20 protein-coding genes and 1 pseudogene are annotated in these 16,835 nt (G+C 65.3%); 8 read left to right on the top strand and 13 right to left on the bottom strand.

Going from position 1 to position 16,835, the window contains the following annotated elements:
• Positions 1–8 precede the first annotated feature (8 nt).
• Both KU884_RS12285 and KU884_RS12280 read right to left on the bottom strand, forming a co-directional pair.
• On the bottom strand, positions 9–1,349 hold the full coding sequence (locus KU884_RS12285) for a transposase (RefSeq protein WP_254432043.1): 1,341 nt from the start codon (positions 1,347–1,349) through the stop codon (positions 9–11).
• A gap of 179 nt (positions 1,350–1,528) precedes the next feature.
• Positions 1,529–1,819, bottom strand: a complete 291-nt coding sequence (locus tag KU884_RS12280) for a nucleotidyltransferase family protein (protein WP_167782901.1) — start codon at positions 1,817–1,819, stop codon at positions 1,529–1,531.
• 259 nt (positions 1,820–2,078) lie between these two features.
• Between KU884_RS12280 and KU884_RS12275 the strand changes: the two genes are divergently transcribed.
• On the top strand, positions 2,079–2,303 hold the full coding sequence (locus KU884_RS12275; RefSeq protein ID WP_167782900.1) for a DUF6290 family protein: 225 nt from the start codon (positions 2,079–2,081) through the stop codon (positions 2,301–2,303).
• Positions 2,304–2,458: 155 nt separating this feature from the next.
• On the opposite strand, the gene KU884_RS12270 is transcribed toward KU884_RS12275, so the two are convergent.
• From KU884_RS12270 to KU884_RS12245, 6 genes are all read right to left on the bottom strand, one after another.
• A complete protein-coding gene (locus tag KU884_RS12270) occupies positions 2,459–2,875 on the bottom strand; it encodes a PIN domain-containing protein (RefSeq protein WP_167782899.1) in 417 nt (138 codons plus the stop codon).
• Entirely contained in the window at positions 2,872–3,114 is a 243-nt protein-coding gene (locus KU884_RS12265; RefSeq protein WP_167782898.1) for a DUF6364 family protein, read from the bottom strand. Before KU884_RS12265 ends, KU884_RS12270 begins: the two co-directional genes overlap by 4 nt.
• Before the next feature lie 263 nt (positions 3,115–3,377).
• A complete protein-coding gene (locus KU884_RS12260) occupies positions 3,378–6,419 on the bottom strand; it encodes a hypothetical protein (protein WP_167782897.1) in 3,042 nt (1,013 codons plus the stop codon).
• Positions 6,420–6,424: 5 nt separating this feature from the next.
• The gene (locus KU884_RS12255) at positions 6,425–8,656 is read right to left on the bottom strand and encodes a hypothetical protein (protein WP_167782896.1); all 2,232 of its coding nucleotides are present in this window, start codon (positions 8,654–8,656) and stop codon (positions 6,425–6,427) included.
• Positions 8,657–8,802: 146 nt separating this feature from the next.
• Positions 8,803–9,303, bottom strand: a complete 501-nt coding sequence (locus KU884_RS12250; protein ID WP_167782895.1) for a hypothetical protein — start codon at positions 9,301–9,303, stop codon at positions 8,803–8,805.
• 296 nt (positions 9,304–9,599) lie between these two features.
• Positions 9,600–10,259, bottom strand: a complete 660-nt coding sequence (locus tag KU884_RS12245) for a nucleotidyl transferase AbiEii/AbiGii toxin family protein (RefSeq protein WP_217351359.1) — start codon at positions 10,257–10,259, stop codon at positions 9,600–9,602.
• Between KU884_RS12245 and KU884_RS12240 the strand changes: the two genes are divergently transcribed.
• Positions 10,234–10,602, top strand: coding sequence for an AbiEi antitoxin N-terminal domain-containing protein (locus KU884_RS12240; protein ID WP_217351358.1), 369 nt, complete (start codon positions 10,234–10,236; stop codon positions 10,600–10,602). The two genes, KU884_RS12245 and KU884_RS12240, sit on opposite strands and share 26 nt — an antisense overlap.
• Here the strand turns inward: KU884_RS12240 and KU884_RS12235 are convergent.
• From KU884_RS12235 to KU884_RS12220, 4 genes are all read right to left on the bottom strand, one after another.
• Positions 10,545–10,811, bottom strand: a complete 267-nt coding sequence (locus tag KU884_RS12235; protein WP_167782241.1) for a transposase — start codon at positions 10,809–10,811, stop codon at positions 10,545–10,547. The two genes, KU884_RS12240 and KU884_RS12235, sit on opposite strands and share 58 nt — an antisense overlap.
• Before the next feature lie 47 nt (positions 10,812–10,858).
• Positions 10,859–12,301, bottom strand: coding sequence for an IS66 family transposase (locus KU884_RS12230; RefSeq protein ID WP_167784183.1), 1,443 nt, complete (start codon positions 12,299–12,301; stop codon positions 10,859–10,861).
• A 98-nt stretch (positions 12,302–12,399) separates the two neighbouring features.
• The gene (gene tnpB / locus KU884_RS12225) at positions 12,400–12,729 is read right to left on the bottom strand and encodes an IS66 family insertion sequence element accessory protein TnpB (RefSeq protein ID WP_167782837.1); all 330 of its coding nucleotides are present in this window, start codon (positions 12,727–12,729) and stop codon (positions 12,400–12,402) included.
• A gap of 41 nt (positions 12,730–12,770) precedes the next feature.
• The gene (locus KU884_RS12220; protein WP_167780697.1) at positions 12,771–13,088 is read right to left on the bottom strand and encodes an IS66 family insertion sequence element accessory protein TnpB; all 318 of its coding nucleotides are present in this window, start codon (positions 13,086–13,088) and stop codon (positions 12,771–12,773) included.
• Between KU884_RS12220 and KU884_RS12215 the strand changes: the two genes are divergently transcribed.
• The 5 genes and pseudogenes from KU884_RS12215 (at position 13,087) to KU884_RS12195 (ending at position 14,705) form a co-directional block, all read left to right on the top strand.
• Entirely contained in the window at positions 13,087–13,677 is a 591-nt protein-coding gene (locus KU884_RS12215; RefSeq protein ID WP_217351357.1) for a type IV toxin-antitoxin system AbiEi family antitoxin domain-containing protein, read from the top strand. The genes KU884_RS12220 and KU884_RS12215 overlap by 2 nt on opposite strands.
• Positions 13,670–13,861: pseudogene (locus tag KU884_RS12210) on the top strand (nucleotidyl transferase AbiEii/AbiGii toxin family protein); the annotation flags it as partial. The gene KU884_RS12215 and the pseudogene KU884_RS12210, both read left to right, overlap by 8 nt.
• Positions 13,862–13,880: 19 nt before the next feature.
• A complete protein-coding gene (locus tag KU884_RS12205) occupies positions 13,881–14,078 on the top strand; it encodes a hypothetical protein (protein ID WP_174813738.1) in 198 nt (65 codons plus the stop codon).
• Between the two features lie 127 nt (positions 14,079–14,205).
• A complete protein-coding gene (locus tag KU884_RS12200; protein WP_167782893.1) occupies positions 14,206–14,493 on the top strand; it encodes a BrnT family toxin in 288 nt (95 codons plus the stop codon).
• A complete protein-coding gene (locus KU884_RS12195; RefSeq protein WP_167782892.1) occupies positions 14,490–14,705 on the top strand; it encodes a BrnA antitoxin family protein in 216 nt (71 codons plus the stop codon). Before KU884_RS12200 ends, KU884_RS12195 begins: the two co-directional genes overlap by 4 nt.
• 56 nt (positions 14,706–14,761) lie before the next feature.
• On the opposite strand, the gene KU884_RS12190 is transcribed toward KU884_RS12195, so the two are convergent.
• Entirely contained in the window at positions 14,762–14,974 is a 213-nt protein-coding gene (locus KU884_RS12190; protein ID WP_254432042.1) for a hypothetical protein, read from the bottom strand.
• A gap of 762 nt (positions 14,975–15,736) precedes the next feature.
• Between KU884_RS12190 and KU884_RS19040 the strand changes: the two genes are divergently transcribed.
• On the top strand, positions 15,737–16,705 hold the full coding sequence (locus KU884_RS19040; RefSeq protein ID WP_254432262.1) for an IS1380 family transposase: 969 nt from the start codon (positions 15,737–15,739) through the stop codon (positions 16,703–16,705).
• The last annotated feature ends 130 nt before the right edge of the window (positions 16,706–16,835 follow it).

Here is a 16,835-nt window from a genome sequence, read left to right as displayed (position 1 = left end):
CCGATCACTCACGCAGCCGCGGCGGCCTTGGGCCACAGGCTGGAGAGTGTCACCGGGCTTCGCGGTGTGCGCTCAGTCTTCGGCTGAGGCGCACGGGCAGTAGACTCGCGTCTGCCGCCCTGGAAATACACCACCCCGCGGGCGGCGATGTTGTACGCGGCGTTGAGATCCGCGTGGTAGCGCTTGCCGCTGGCAAAGGTGCACAGGCTGTAGTTACGGGCATCCCGGTTGACCGCCCCGGAGCCATCAAAGGCCTGACTGGACGTGCCTCGGGCATGGATCAGCGCCGTGCGCAACCCCACCTCCTGGGCTTTTCTCTGGACGCGGTCGACCAGCATGCGATGGAACCACCGGTGGAAGCGTGCCTTCATCGACGTGCGCTTGCCACCGGCCTTCGGTCGCCAGCCCTTGAGGTTTTCCGCCACCACGGCCTGACAGTCATGCGCCTGGGCCAGATCGACCAGTTGCCGGCTGATCTGGTGGGCGGCGTTGTCCGCCAGGTGCTTGAGACGCCGATGGTCCCGGGCGCAGAACCCCGGTGGCAGCCGGGTGCCGTGGCGAGTCTGCCGCCTCGCCTCTTTGCGGATGCGCTGCATGAGTCGATGTTCCCGGTCTTTATCCTGCCGCCGGAGAAACCCTCTGGCGTGGACAGTGCCTTGATCATCGACCACAGCCCAGGTGGCCGCCGTATTGATCCCCACATCCACCGCGAGCACCCGCTTCGGGGCTCTCACCGGCTTCACCGGGGTGAACTGCTCCGGCAGGGAGAGCCCCCACCGTTTTCCATTGAACGTCAGCATCGGGGATTGACTCGTGCCGCGGCCGCGATAGCGCAACCTCCCGGACAGCCGGAACCCCATCCAGACCCAGTCATTGCGGTACCGGACCTTGATGAACGCCTGCGTGGCCTTCTTGTCCAGTTTGATGCACTGCCCGCCGTACAGGCTGGGAAAGGTCTTCGTGCTGGCGGTCAGCCTGGGCGGCCGGGCGTTCGCGTGGCGGCGCTTGCCATCGAGCCAGTCGCTGTGGCGGGTCATAAACGATCGCACCTGACCCACCGCGTCCATGATGGCCACCCGGCGGAGATAGCTCGGGAACTTGTAGTAGCAGTTCTGGAAATACCGGTACCGCACATCAGGGCGCTTCGCGGTGGGGTGGATCAACCCCTCCATGGCCGACACCACGGCATTTCCCTCCAGCGGGCCGATGGCCGGCCAGTGGGTGAACGCCACGGTCATCAGATCGCGCACCAGCCGACGGTACAGCCGCAGCGTCTCGGTCAACGCCTCGCGTTGCGCCGGGCTGTCGGCATGAATGCGGAGTCGGTCGGAGCGGATGATGGTGCCCATGGAAAACACTGTATATTTAACCACCCACCAGGGCAAGCCGCCTTGACCCGCGAATCATTCAAAGAATGGATTCGGGGAATGCGGCGGCGTTTTGTTCAAAACCTTCGGTGTAGGTCAGCACCTTCTCCGAAAATACAACCATGTCATCGAGATAGAAACGCCATTCGCGTTGCTATGGATCAGACATTGACCCGTTCCTTCTCGATATACGGGCGTAGTTCAGGGCGGAGGGCTTTGTCGGTTACCAAGTCGACTGAACAGCCGAGAAGGTCTTCCAGATAGAACTGCACGCCGAAATACCGCGTTGACGTAGCAGGGCCGTCGAATGCCACCAGTATGTCGACGTCGCTGTCGGCGGTGGCGGCGTTACGGGCAGTTGAGCCGAACAGAGCCAGCCGCGTGACGCCATAGCGCGCCTGGAGTTCAGGCTTGCTTTCGGTTAGCAATTGAAGGACGCGTTGCCTGTTCATTGATCCGCCTGGCGCGATATTCCGAGTTTAATGGAAATGCCATACATCGCCAATGTAGCACGTCTGCCGCGGCGGAAACGTGGTGATGCCTGACCGAGCCGGCAAGCACATCAGCGTAACAATCTCCGATCGGGGCCTGGCCTGAACGGGGCAGGCCCAGGGCCAGTGGGGCGTGGTGGACCCTCAGGTCCACCAAAAGAACCTCCTGAAGAGAGACGTTTAGCGCTATACTCGGATAGCGACGTCACTCGAGGTTTCCATGCTTGCGTTACGTCTACCCGCTGAGATCGAAGAACGTCTGGACGCCTTGGCGAAGGCCATGGGGCGCAGCAAGAGTTATTACGCGCGTGAGGCGATTCTCCTGCACCTTGAGGATCTTGAAGACATCTACCTGGCCGAGCAGCGCCTGATTGACCACCGCGAAGGACGCGGCGAGACGGTATCCATGGAAGAGATGAGGCAGCGCGTTGGGTTGGAGGATTGAGTTCGACAGACGTGTCGAGAAGGATTTGCATGCTCTGGACATGACTGCCGCGGCCGGAGTGCTGACCTACCTTCCCCCGACCCTGGATGACCCGCTTGTTTTGGTCGCGACTTGCGTCGCTTCTAAGGTGTGACGGCTCCTTTGCAGGAGCGGCTTCAGCCGCGATCGGTTCCGTCGAGCAGGTACTCTTCGGGTGTGAATGCGGGCACTGGCGAGCCGGAGAATTCCCGGACGTTTCGTGTGACGATCACTTCGCATCCCGCCGCCTCCGCAGCGGCAGCGACAACGGCGTCCTCGAAGTCTCCCCATGCAAACGACTGCGCCCGAATCAGTTCCGTGCGACCCACTGGCGCGACGTCGAAACGCGTGAGTATCCAGTCGATGACCTTGGTTGCGGTTTCCTGATTCTGATACCGCTGCACGAGGAAGTGGATCGTGGTGATCGCGTGGGCGGGAAGAGCCGCCAGGACGTGCTTGCGGACGACTCGGTCAATCACGGCAGCCGAGGCCCGGTAATGAGGTTCGCGTTGCTGGATGACATCCAGAACCACGTTGGTATCGATCAGTATCATCGATGTTTGCGGGCCAGGTGGTCGCGATGCGCTGCCTCGGCGTCCACCTCGGCGGGGACCAGGCCGGTGATGAACTCCAGCTCCGGTGAGGGTGCGGTTTCTTCCAGCGCCCGCATGCGGCGTAGATAACGATCAATGACCTCGGTGACCGTCAGCCCATGGGCTTTGGCATACGCTTTGGCGAATTCGACGTCCCGCCGCGGCAAGCGAACGGTCAACTTGGTGGTCTCGGTGTTCATGGCAGCCCTCGCTTATACGGCTAGTTGGGTGGAAGTGTACGGCATTGGCGATCTTTGATCGACCACCACACTGGGCTGAAGCGTGAGCGCACGGTAAGTGTCCTCTCGGGGGACGCGCTCCGCGAGGCAGGCTTAGAAGCCAGGATTCACCCACGTGGCTGCCTGGCTGTGAATCGGCACCAGCGCGTAAGTGTCGTCCAGGTGGAGCGTGGCTTTCGCGTCGAGGGATCAAGCGGCAGGAGAGGGCTCAGACTCCGCGTACGCTATCGATTGCCGCGATCAGGCGATAGCCAGGGCTGCATCCACGCGCAGGCGCTGAGTAGCCCCTGCCATGGGGTTCTGGGATCGGTGACGCGCAGATGGAGCGCGACGTCGTTTCTCGTCTCCGGGGTCCTGGACCAATGCCCGATGGCATGCGGGCTTGCACTGGCCGCCCTCTCGAACTCCTTCACCCGCTTGTCTGCTCTGGCAGGGCTCCAGTGGCGGGGAATGCGCACCTCGACATGAACGTGAGTGACGGGAACCTGGAACAGCGCCATGACTCGCAGCACCTGCTTGAGCGTGCGCTGATGATGGATGACCGCATGGCGGTCATTGGCCGATGCGACAAGCGCGTCAACGGCCGGGGGCGTGTAGGCGCCGAGGGCTTGCGGCGCGGCCCACTCGACGAGGTCCTGTCGCCAGGGGTGTTGGGCGATCTCCGATGGATGCCAGGGGGTGTCGCAGATCCGGGCGGCCGCCTTGTACGTCTCGAAAACCGTGTCCCGGAAGGCGGTGTTATCGGAGGAGCATGCGTCGTTTGACGCACGGTTGGCGGAGAGCTCCGCCTGGGCATCCCACAGGTAGGTGATGAACGGGTCAGTGCCGCTCATGGCGTCCGCGGTGGGCTGACGGCTTCGGCCTTTTCTCTTCGGGGCTGATGGTTTGCTCTGGCGGGAGAGGTAATACTCCAACAGTGCCGTACCCTGGATCGTGACACCGGTGTTCACCGCGCCATCAATGGGCAGTCCCTGGACCGTGCGTTGGCCACTGGCTGGGTCGGCGTGGTCGCAGGCGGCCGCGATCTGTCCAATGCGCGTATACGCCCAGGTGTTGCCGCCGAGCCATGGCAGGAGCTGTGCTTTCGCGACGCTGAATCGCGTACGCATTCCTTCGAGCCAGGCGAGGGATTCCGGGACATGGATGTAGTGTGTGCAGGTGACCTCAAAGCTGCCGTGCCCCATGCGCTGAGCGAGCCGGACAAGGAGACTGCTTTTGAGCTCGATCGCGGGAATCGGTTTGATCTCGGGCCAGTTCGCGTGGATGGCCTCAGCGGTGTACAGCGGATCCAGAAAATACCGCGCGCGCACGGGCTTCGGCACACACCCTGCCTGAATCAATAGCTGCCACAGACCCAGGTGCGCGGCCGAGTGGCGTAGCGAGCGGAGACTGAGGTCGGGATGGCCGGTCACCGCGCGCAGGCCCCGGATGACCTGCAGGGCGCTTTTGTCGGCCTCGCGCTTGTCGAAGACGCACGCGGCCGGGTCGCCGCCGGTGACAGCGCGGGCGTGCGCCGCGCGATGCTGCAGGCACTCGAAGGTGGTTGTGCTTTGTTGTCGGAGGAGGCCAAGCGGCAGGGTGCGAGCGGCGTGGTCGCTTTTGAGGGTGCGCCCCGGGAAGCGCTTCAAGCGGATGGCCGCGTCGCCGCCGCAGGTGATGAGCTCGCCGGCGCGCAGATCCAGTGCCTCGTCCCGGCGCATGCCAAGAAGAAAGTAGCAGTCGAGCAGCGCACGTGCCACGCCATTGGGGTCGACCGGTAGCAGCCAGGCGTGCAGGGCGCGCCAGTGCGCGGTGTTGATGACCCCGGTGCGAACACCCCGCTCGCTTGCCTCATGGCTGAAAAGCCGGGGGTCGACGACCAGCAAATCGGTGCGGGCGAGCCAGGCGATCCAGCGCACGAGCGTATTTCGGTCCCCCGGGTTGGCTGCATCCAGTGTGCGCTGCAAGCGCTCGTGGACCGTGTCAAACGCCAGGTCTCGCAGGTCCTCGAGGCCGAACTCGGCTCGCAACGGCCGGGCCAGGGAGACGGCGTAGCGCCGAAGCGAGCTGGCCGCGTAGGGTTTTCGCGCGTTTTGGCCCTGGCGGAAGAGGGTGAGCAAATACGCGGCGACCAGCAGATCCGAGCCGGTCAGTGGTCGGTGGTCCAGGGCATCAACGAGCTCATCGTGGGCGCGTTGGCGTTTGTTGGGTGCCAGCTTCTTGCCGGTCTCCGCCTCGAACGTGGCGAAGGCGTTGACCAACCAGTCGATGGTGCCCCGGCTCGCGCGCAGGTCGGGTTCACTACGGTGATCCGGATTCACGCTTGGCTGCCCGGCCGGGAGGAGCGTGTCGTCATCCGCGATCGCGTCCTTTGGCGCGGCGCCGTGCCAGTAGAGGTCATGGTCCGCCTTGCTCATCGGCCGCATGCGGCCGTGATCGCGCCAGTGGGCAATGACCAGGTCGTTGTGGCCGCCGCGTGCAAGGTCGCGCCACAGGCGCAGGATGGAGATCTCGGGGCGCTGGCTGATGGCCATCCACTTGAGGGCCTGCTTCAGCCAGCTTTTCGCCGTGCCCTTGGGGCGCTCCAGGGGACGGATGCGTTCTGCGCCCACCATGGCGCTCAGGGCCGGCAACGCAACCCGACCCGCGCCTGTGTTCTCAAGCGTGACCAAAACCCCGTCGCGGTTGATGACCCAGGCATCGCGGGGTGAGGCGACCAGCGTATACAGTAAGGCGGAGTTACAAACGCCGAGCTCGATGGCCAGTAACCAGCCCCAGTAGCCGGCAACGATGCGCCCGTCACTGACATCCCGCACGGCGGCGAGATGCTGGAGCACGCGCGCCTCGATGGCGCTCACCAGGCTGACGGTCTCCGCTTCCACGGTGATCGCGGCGCGATGGCTTGGCAGCACGGCTTCGTTTGGCCGCGGCAGTTGTGGCCAGGCGTGGTAGGCGCGCAGATAGCTCTCGGCCAGATCGAGGAGCTCGCCGGCGCGGTTGACCGCCCAGGCGCGCTCGGGTTGCACAGGGCCATAGCGAGCCGCGCAGAGCTCTGGGCGGGCGAGGGCCAGCTTCTCCAGTCGCCCGATGAGAGCCTCCTTGATGCGCGTCCAGACGTCCGCGTCCGGCCCGGGAGGCGTGCCTGTACGCAGGCACGCGCCACGCTCATTCGACTGAATCTCTTGGATGAACGCATCAACCAACGCGGGGTCAGGGGTCGTGGTTGCGAGTCGGCGCGCCATGTCGGGTAGCAAGCGCGCCCAGTCAAGTTTTGGGTTCTCGGTCATTGTGATCACCTCAGGAACGCAGCGAGTGGTCGATCCGCGCCGACGTCGGCCAGCAGTCGGCCCGCATGGTGCTCTATGACGGCGGCGATTTGGCGCATCGATAAAAGGCTCGCCCCGCCCACGGGGGCCTGGCCCTCCCGCCAGTGTCCGAGCCAATGGCGTGCGGCGACCTCTGGGACTGCATGGTTGGCTGCCCAGGTTGCCGTGTAATGGCGAAGCGCATTGGCTGGCCACTGCACCTCGAGGCTCGCCAGTGCCGTGTCGAGCCACGAGGGCGAGACAGGCGTCCACGCACCGGCATCGATGGTCCAAAACCGCCCGTCGCTGTCGGTGCCCGGCGGGGCAAGACCCAGCTCGAGCGCCCGCTCGGTGAGCAGCGCCCGGAGGGCCCGCCGCGAGTCGCGCACGCTCGGCGGCAGGCCTGTGATGCGCGCCTCGAGTTGACCGTGGGCGGCCTTGTCGGCCACCAGGGCGAGCGCGTCGTGGTCGGAGCTGGCCTGGTCCGTGGGGCCGGGCGAGCGCACGCCGCGCGCGGCGCACGTAAGCCCAACCTGGATCCAGACATAGAGCGTGGCATCCGCGACCAGTCGCTCGCGGGATGCGGTGTACCTGCCCTCCGCCGTGCGGGTGTGGACCGCGTTCGCCTCCTCGTGGATGCACTGCTGCAGCGTGGTGACCACGCCCCGGAGTTCCTCGCGCGAGGGGCCACGTCCGGAGCCGATGGGCACGGCTACGCGCCTGGGCTGCAATGGCAGTGCGGGTTCACACCAGTGCATCTCCGCGGCGAATTCACCCCAGGTGGACTGGTACGCCGCGCTCAGAGACGCCGAGTCCATGCGCACGTAATGGCTCATGCTGGCGTCGTGCGGCCGCGCGAAGACGGCGTCCAGGACCGCGGTGTGATACACACGCCGCCGCGCTGCGAATTGATACAGCGCCGTACCGAGGGAGCGCACGATGGACCGATCGAGTGTGGTGCCGTCGACGAGCTCGATGGGCTCGGTGAGTTGCTCGGTGACCGCCTTTAGATCGACATCCTTGTCAAGACGCCGCCCGCCGACGCTGGCGGCGGTGAGTGCGTCGATGACCAGCCTCGCCGGTTGCCCGCTCAGTTGCAGGGTCCAGTGCGTGGGGTTGTGCGCATCCGCGGCCGACGCGCGTTGGCCAGGGGGCGGGTAGGCACGCCCGATGTAGACATCGCCCCGCGTGCGGCAGTATGCAATCTCGTCGGGACCCGGGCCGTGGTGCGCCAGATCATCATCGGGGCTTAACGTGTGGACGACGACGGAAAACGGCGAGGATTTCCCGGGCGTCTCTCGCGGCGCGGTCCAGGGCACGCCCAAGGCGAGGCCGAGGTAGTACACCACGGCCATGGCGTTGCTGTGCTCGATCCGGGCCCGTAAAAGCCCCAGTGCCCCGCGTGTCATGGCGGGTGTCAGCCCGGCGCCGGTGAGTCCCAGGTTCTGGCGGGCCAGCCCGGCCCTCAAGCCCTTGACCGCGCGGCGCCGGCGCGCCGGTGTCGGGCTCGGGCGGTGGAGTTCTTCGGCCCCGCGCACCAGTGTGGGGGCGTTACCGGCGTCGGGATCATCGTCACCGAGGGGTGTCGTTGCGACGACAGCGCTCGATCCGCTCCGTGCGACCGTTCGCTGCCACTCACGCCCGAGCTCGCGGTACTGCGCCGGGCCGCGCGGTCCGCCATGGCCGCGACGGCCGTAGCGGGGCGCGTTTTGAAGCACGTGGGCGAGTTGGGAGAGGTGTTTAGAGAGTTGAACACTAACCAGGCCCTGCTCGGCTATCCGCTGCAATTCCGCGCCGGCTTGCTCCGCCGGTAATGCGGCGGCGTTTTTCAACTGCTTTTGGATCGCGGGCGAGCACACGTGCCTCGCGGCGCCGGCGTAGCGCCACTCTTTGACCTCGTGGTACGGCTCTGGGCCAGCGACGTACCGGCGGACACGGCTTCGCCACCACAGGTGGGCGAGGACGAGCAGCAATGGATCCCACTGGTGTTGAGCAAGGACCTGACTCAGTACCGCGCCGTAGCACGGGTGCTCGGTGAGAACCCCGTGCGGCTCACACCGGTACAGGCCGGCGCCCGGTGTGGCGTTCGGTGGCGGGTTGAATGCCGCGGCGAGCCCGCGTCGCAGACGCGCGACGAGGCGATCGACGTGTTCGCGATCGAGCTGGGCCGGTGCGGTACGCTCGATCGCATCGACCCACTGGCGCAGCATCCATTGCATTGTCGGGTCACGGAGCCCACGGCCGTCCGGGGGGATCCACAGTTCCCAACAGGTCTCGTGCCACGCGGAGCTCTCGGACGAGCACGCCTGGCTCGCCAGCACGGCCCCGAGCGGCTGGTTCGTTCTGAGCGGAAGCAGGGGCTGGCTCATGAGGACTCGTCGCTCTTGTCGCGGCGCTTGACCGATGAGCGCGCCAGACTGCCGCTACTAAGCCCCCAGCCGCGCTCCAGGTCCATCACCCGCAGGCCGTGTTTGTCCGCGCAGTCGGTGAGTTCATGGTGCGGACTCCGCGGCGAGCCGGCGAGGCTAACCACGCGGCGGCGCCGGCTCTCCTCGACCGCCTGCCGTTTCGTGAGCGGCCATACCAGGCAAGGAGCCAAAAGCGGGCTGTTGTCGCGCATGCCAGCGGTGCGCAGATGCGTGAGGTATTCCCACTGATGGGGATCGATGACGTAGGGCGTGCCGAGCACGTCCTCGGGGACACCCTCGCGGTGTTTCCGGCCGCTGAGGATGATCTCCACGGCCGGCGGCCTGAGCTGCCAGTCGGGCTCGAGATAGCCACGGAACAGGGGGCATGCGTACGCTGGATCGGGATCGATGCATCGCAACGCCTCCAGCGCGATCATGTAGGGTCCGTTTGGTTTCATCACATTGTCCTCTTGTCCCAGGCACCAGGCGGTGATCTGGCCGGTGCGTTCCGCTCTCGCCGCTCGCGTGGCCTCCATGGCGACTCACGTTACCCGGCGCTCAAAAAGAGGGAATGCCGCCGGTAGCCCGCGATACGCTTTTTTTTTCGCCGCGAATAGATTTTTGGGATCACAGATTCGAAATCTGCAACACGACCGCCTTGAAATGCCGTCGTTTTGCAAATTTCAATTTTTCGGAGGGGTGTCGGGGCGATTTCCGGGTCGCGAGGCACGTTGGGCTGGGGATTTCGGTGCAGTCAGGTCGGTGGGGACACCTTGACCAGCCTTGCATGCGCATCACGAAGGCCATCCATTGGCAAGTCGGTCGTCGTCATCCCCTGAAAGCCGTGCTCATAGTCATGCGTGATATCCCGGCATTCACCCGAAAGAAGCCTGTGCGGCGGGCGGCCGTGGCTGATCAGATACACGATCAGCGCAGTCCTGAGATCGGGCGTAATCCCCTCGGCATTGAGCAGTTCATGCACATCGAAGAGGTCGCGTGGATGTTGCCGGTCGAGCGCGGCGATACATTTGCCGGCGTAGAGGTCGGGGAATGACAGCATGGGCATTTCCGCGAAGCCGTATTCCTCCTCGGCCCGCTCACAGATGCGGGGGTTTTCGGGGTCAAATACGACCCCGTGCAGGACCGGGGTGACCTCAATCTTGATCTGCACACCATCCAGGGTGCGCACGACCAGCCTCGTGATCTCGGTTTGGGAGCCCGGTACCGATTCCTGCACGCGAAGCCGAGGATCGCTTGCCCGAATACGCTCGCCGATCCGGCGAAGCGCGGCGTCGATCCCCGCCAGCGACTGCGCCCGGTCGGCAAGCGGCAGGTAGGTTGGATCGATGTCGACAGACAGACGCGGCAGGTTGCGATAGAAGAGATTGATGGCCGTCCCCGCCCTTGAGCGCAAAGCACTCTTCCTGCGCGCCCAGGGGCGACGTCCTGACAAGAAGCTGCTGGAGCGGGTCGTGCGGGGTGTCTACCGCCGCTCCCTGCCGGAAGGCGTACAGGCGAAAAACAATGTCTCATGGGACAGCGCGCTGCTGTCCCTGCAATGGATCATGGAGTACGAGGTGCACCTGGGCGGCGTGAGCGCGCTCGACTTGGCTATTACCTGCATCCCGGCGGGACGCCGCGTGTCCATTTTTATGGCGATGTGTCGTAACCGGTCATTCTGGGGCGTCGTTGACAGGATTCAGGGGATGTCCCGGAGCAGTTTGATGACCCCGGCGGGGACTTTCCATTGGCGGTGATCCTCGGCGTGGACCACCACCGTCTTGCGGTTGATCTTGACTACCTGGCCGAACACCTCGCCCTCGCGGCTGTTGAACGACACCGCCTGACCCAGGCGCAGGTGCTTGAGGACATCGAGATCCTGGCGTGCCCGCAGTTCATCGATGCGGTGGCAGATGAGGTCGTTGAGCTCCAGGAGTTCATCGAGGGTGAGGTCGTCAATGCGCATTCAACAGTCTCTCGCTGGCAGTGCATGGAGTCGGGAGGGCGTGGTGTCTAGCGCTCGATATCCGAGCGCAGCGGCGCATCATTGAACAGTGCCTTCCAGCGCCGCGGCGTGAGCTCTTCCACCCGGGCGGCCGGGTGCATCCCGACGCGCTGGAGCACGTCTACCAGGTAGGTGGTCGGATCGACGCCCTGCAGCCGGCAGGTCACCAGCAGCGTCTGGATGGTGGCCACGTGGGCGGCACCGACCTCGCTCCAGCAGAACAACCAGTTGCGCCGGCCCATGGGGATGGCGCGCAGCCCCCGCTCCAGGTGGTTGGTGTCGATGGGGACATCCGGGTGCTCCAGGAAGACCGCCAGGGCCGGTTGGCGCTCGCGCACATACCCCAGCGCCTTGAGTAGCGGGTGGCGCGGCTCGAGATCCATGCGCTGGAGCTGTGCATCACACCACTCCCAGAAGGCGCGCACCAGCGGAGCGCACTGCTCCCGCCGTGCGTGGCGTTTGTCCGCGCCGTGGAGTCCACGCTCACGGATCGATTGCTCCTGGGCATAGAGTTGGCCGATCTGCGCCAGGGCCTCCCGGGCGGCAGGGTCGGTCTCCAGGGCCCGCTCGAACTGGCGGCGCATGTGCGACCAGCATTGGGCGTGGGTGATCTGCGGCTGGCCGGCGGCATATTTCTCGTAGGCCGCGTAGCCGTCGGTGAGCAGCACCCCGTGGAAGCGGTCCGCCAGGGTGCGTTCGATATGGGCGCCGGCACGGCTGGGGCTGAAGGTAAAGCAGATCTCATCGCTGTCACCGTACAGCGGCCAGAAGTAGGCCTGGTGCATCTTGCCCGGGCCCTTGCGCCCGGCCTTGATCGGCGTCTCGTCCATGGCCAGCACCCCGCCGCTGAGCACGTGCGTAAGCTGTGCCCGCGCAATCGGCTCAAGCAGCGCGGCGGTGCGTGCCACGACCGCTGTCAGAGAGCTGCGTGCCACCTGGATGCCGGCCTGACTCAGGCGCTGAGACTGCCGGTACAGCGGCAGGTGGTAGCAGAACTTGTCGACCAGCACGCCGGCGGCGAAGCTGACGTCAAAGACACTGCCCTCGAAGACGTTGCGCGGCGCCGGGACACTCGTGAGCGCGCCGCTGCTGCGGTCCTTGAGCACCGGGTGGCGGTACTCGAGGACCTCGTAGCCCGCCCGGCGCTGCGCGAGGCGGAACGTCGTGCGCGTGGCCACGACCTCATCGGTGGCACAGCCTGCGGGCGGGGGAACCTCGATGACTCGCCGCGGGACGCTGTCGTCGAAGCGCAGCCCCGTGTCGTTGGCGGCGTCGTCGCGGTTCTTGCCCTTGCTGCGGGTATAGCTGATCCGCTCACGCTCGCCCTGCTCGGGCACGGGCGTCGCCGTGGCCTCGAACAGGTTCACTTGGACGGCTGGATCGAGGATGTGGTGGCGCTCAGACTTCTCGCCGAAGAGCTGGCGTTTGAACCAGGCAAGCTGGCGGCGCAGCTCCTGAGCTCGCCATGCAAGGCCTGATTCTCGGCAACGACCTGGGCGTGCTTAGTGGCGGGGATAACGTTCGACAAGGGGCTGATTCCCTTCGCAAATCACCCGTGCATTTTACCCGATTCCGTGCCCGGGTGGGGGGATTGTCGCCACCTTTTCTGCCGTTTGCGAATGACCAGATCCAGCCCTTCGAGCAGCGCGGTGAACTGCGTGCGGCTCAGCGCCTCCACGGCGTCCCCCGCCGTCAGGGCACCGCCGAACTGCCCCCGCTCCAGGCGCTTGCTCCACACGCAGTAACCGTCGCCGTCGAAGTACAACAACTTCAGCAGCGTGCGCCGGCGGTTGATAAACACAAACCCCTGGCCCGACAGCGGATCCTGGCCCAGATGCCGCCGGACCAGCGCCGCCAGTCCGTCAAACGAGCAGCGCATGTCCGTTGGCCGTGTGCACAGCCACAGCCGCGATGGCTGACTCAGCACGGCCGCCGCCGCACCCGCAGACAAATGCCATCCCCCAGGTCCAGCTCCACATCCCAGCACGGTGCCGGCGGCGCCGTCGGCGCGTCCTCGTCACGCGATGCCTGCAAAGCGACCTCAGCGAAAAGCGCCCGCTCCTGCGTCGTCTCCGGCGTGGGGGACGAGGTGTTACGCAGGCGGCGTTGCCACGCGCCCAGAGTGCTCTCACCAATGCCCTCCTGCGCGCAGAACGCCCGGCGTGTGAGGCCACTGCGGGTATAGCGTTCAATGAGTTCACGCCACTGCGCGGCGGTACGCCCCGGGGACTTGGCCATGATCACGTTCCAGTCTGCTGCAAATGTGCCTGCGCAGACTACGGCGCCAGTCAATGGCCGAAAACAACGCCCCAGAATGACCGGTTACGATGTGTCTACATGGCTGAAGCGGCTGCCGAGCGATGCGCATTTGGTCGTGCACAGGCGCACCCTGTTCGGGGATGACCAAACGGGGATTATCGACGCCGGCCGCGATACCCGCGAAATCGGTCCGCCGATGAACGTCTGGGGTTGGCCACTGAAGGTATCCTCTTCGGAGCGGGCCATCCTCGAAGCCCTCGACGAGCTAAGCAGCGAGGCCAGCTTCGAGAACCTGGACAAGATCTTCGAAAGTCTGACGACGCTTCGGCCCAAGCTGCTCATGAGGCTGTTGACGGTCTGCCGGAGCGTGAGGGTGCGGCGCTTGTTCTTTGTCTTCGCTGATCGCCACCAGCATGCGTGGCGCAAGTACCTGGACGTCAACAAGATCGACTTCGGCTCCGGGCCGCGGGCACTTGTCGAGAGCGGTAAGCTCCACCCGACATATCGCATCTACGTTCCGAAGCGCTTCATGCCTGCGAAAGACACGGAGGCTGACGCGGATGCGTGACCGCTATGTGGATCAGGTTCGGCTCCTGCTGGGCGTCTTGCCGGATATCGCGGCGGAGGAGGTCTTCGCCCTCAAGGGCGGCACAGCCATCAACCTGTTCTATCGGGACATGCCCCGCCTGTCGGTCGACATCGACCTTACCTACCTGCCGATTGGTGAGCGCGAGGCCTCTCTGAAGGACATTGACAGGTATCGCCGCGGGGATGCTTCGTGATGCTGCGCTGCGGGTGGTTGCTGCTTCCGAACACGTTGGTATTAAGGCCCTTCTCATGCACGCGCTCTCCGAGGAAGCGAAGAGCTTCTACCAGCGGCATGGCTTCCAAGTATCCCCGGTCGATGAGATGACGCTCATGGTGACCATTCGGGATACCTGCGCCCAACTGAGCGTGGGGCGTCGTTGAGTACCGAACAAACCCACCCAGCCGGCGCTCGTACCTCGCGCGCCTGATGGTCAGCGTTGGGCAAGGGATGCCTGGCACATGGAGGGGCGGGTTGACTAGGTCTGCGACGAGTCAATACATTGTATGTATGATCGAGTTTGATTGGAATCCGCAGAAGGCGCGCGCAAATCTTGAGAAGCACGGGATTTCGTTCGAAGAAGCGAAATCCGTTTTCTTTGACGAGTACGCGCGGCAGTTCTTCGACGAGGAGCATTCATCCGGCGAAGAGCGGTTCATTATGCTTGGTTTGAGCAATGTGCTGCGGTTTCTGGTCGTGTGCCACTGCGAGCGTTCCGGCGGAGATGTCATCAGAATCATTTCCGCGCGGAAGGCGACAGCGAATGAGTGTAAGCATTACGAAGGTCCACCGCTATGAGAAAAGAGTACGATTTTTCGAAGATGAAGTCGCGCCGTAACCCGTACGCTTCAAAGTTAAAGCGACAGGTGACGATTCGCATGGGTGACGACGTCGTGGAGTATTTCAAACAGCTTTCGGAAGAAACGGGTATTCCGTATCAGAGTTTGATCAATCTCTATTTGCGCGATTGCATGGCCCACGGAAGGAAACCGGATTTGTCGTGGCACTAATTGCCCAATAAGGCCATCAGCCGACTGGCGATGCCCCGCAGGTTCTCTGGAGTTAGTCAGGGAGGTCGGCTGTCATTGCGTTCCATGGCCCGGAGTTTGCCGAAGACCTGAGCCATATCCTCGATGCGCTGGAGCCCGCGCCAGAGGCTCTTGGGACAGGGCTTGCGTTTTCGATCCTGATAGCCGCCGAGCCCGGCGATGTGGTGCATCGCCGGATGGAGTGTGGGCTCATCCTCGCGGCCTGGGTCCCAGGTGACATCGGTGCGCACGAGAAGCGCTTTCCACTCGTCGGGCTCGAGGAAGGCGCTGCCCGGGGGTGTCAGGGCGTTCGTGGCCCTACTTGGTCAGCCAGAAAGTGCGCCAGGCGATGACCATGTCGATGGCCAGTGCGGTCTCCATGCGCTCGGCGTCGCCGAGGTTGCGCTCCTGGATCCGCCAGTTGGCAGTGGGCACCGTGGTCAGCAGGGTCCAGTTCAGGCCCTTGACGCCGTCGGGTGGTCGATCTCCGTGGTCTGGACGGCGTCGAGCGCGACCGGGCCGAGGCGGCGTTTGCTCTGCGGCGGCTGGATCGTCACCCGGGCGAAGCGCACGGCCAGGCGCGCGATCCGCGCTCGCTAATTCTGGTGCTGGGGGATGTTGAGCTCGGGCTGTTGGGCGGCGACGAGCAGTTCATAGAGATCGCCCTCGCGGTCGGTCACACTGACCACCCGGGTCGCGGGCATCTGCGCCTGGAGCCGGCTCGCCTCGCGGTGATTGTCCAGCCATTTGCCGGACTCTTTATTGTCGAGGTCGCGCTGATCGTCGGCGAGCCGCCGCAGGCCGTGATCTGCGGGGTGGCGCGCCCAGGCCTGGAGATCGATCAGCCCGAGCGGTGTACCCTCGCTGCTAAACGCCATGATGTCGTGGACGGTGAGTCCCTGCGCCTTAGTGGCCCGGTTGCCGATGGGGCCAAGCCCCTTGGGGAGGCTCGGTGCCGCGTACTTGAGCGTATTGGTGTCCTGCACCGCCAGCACCACCTCGACACCGCAGCGCTGGAGCTTGCCACGCGGCGACGGGCCGCAGCCGGTACGCCGCCGGCGCCTGTGATGACCGTCGATGTCGATGGTCTGCCGCTTGCCGCCTACGGCGAGCAGCCGGGCAGTCACCACAACGGCCATGTCGGTGATCGGATCCACTATCCGCTCATCGCCTCCTGTGCCGAGACGGGCGACGTGCTCGCCGGGCTGCTGCGCCCCGGCAACGCCGCCCCTGGCGCGCAGGCCGCAGCGTGGATCCCGCAGCTTGTCGCCACCCTGCGCGAGCGCGGCCTGGCCCGGCAGGTGTGCTGCCGGCTCGATGCCGGGTTTGCCGACGGCGCCACACTTGAGGCGCTGGACCAGGCGGGGATCGGCTACCTCGGTCGGCTGCGCGATAACGCCGCGCTGGACCGCCACTTCGACCCGCACCGCCGGCGCGGCCCGGGGCGCCCGGCCGAGCGGTCCCGGGAGTGGACCGAGGAGACCGTCTACGGGGCCGAGAGCTGGCAGCGCAAGCGCCGGGTGGTCATGGTCATCCAGGAGCACCCGGCCGAACTCTTTCGGCGGTGCTTCTACATCGTCACCAACCTGCCCGCCCCGACCCACAGCGGCGAGCAGGTCCTGGCGCTGTACCGCCGCCGTGGCAAGGCCGAGGGGCACATGGGCGAGTTCAAGGACACCATCGGCACCTCGCTGCCGTGCACCTCGCGGGGACGGGCCAGTGAGGCCGAGGTCTTCGCCCGGGCGCAGGCGCTGCTGTCGCTGCGACTGCTCGGCTATGAGCTGCTGCACGTGCTGCGCGCCCAGATGGAGGCGGCCACGGGACAGGGCTGGAGTCTGCGGCGGCTGCGTGAGCCTGTGCTCAAGGCCGCAGCCCATGTGCAGCGCCATGCACGCCGGTTGCACGTCATCCTGGAGCGCCGCGCCGCCCGACTGTGGCGCCAGCTCCTGGGGCGGCGTCACCGATGGCGACTGGCCGCATGACCCGGCCCGGTTCACCGCGAAAAGCCATCCCCGACACGCTGGAACACTTCGGCGATGGTGGCGCTCGTCCAGAGCGTGGCCAAAGGGCTTCGAGAGCCCCTAGTGAAGCCGCTCATGCGTGTCTCGCACC

Origin of the sequence: Aquisalimonas sp. 2447, from assembly GCF_012044895.1 — a bacterium.
Taxonomy (GTDB): domain Bacteria; phylum Pseudomonadota; class Gammaproteobacteria; order Nitrococcales; family Aquisalimonadaceae; genus Aquisalimonas.
This window is presented reverse-complemented; position numbering and strand designations above follow the sequence as displayed.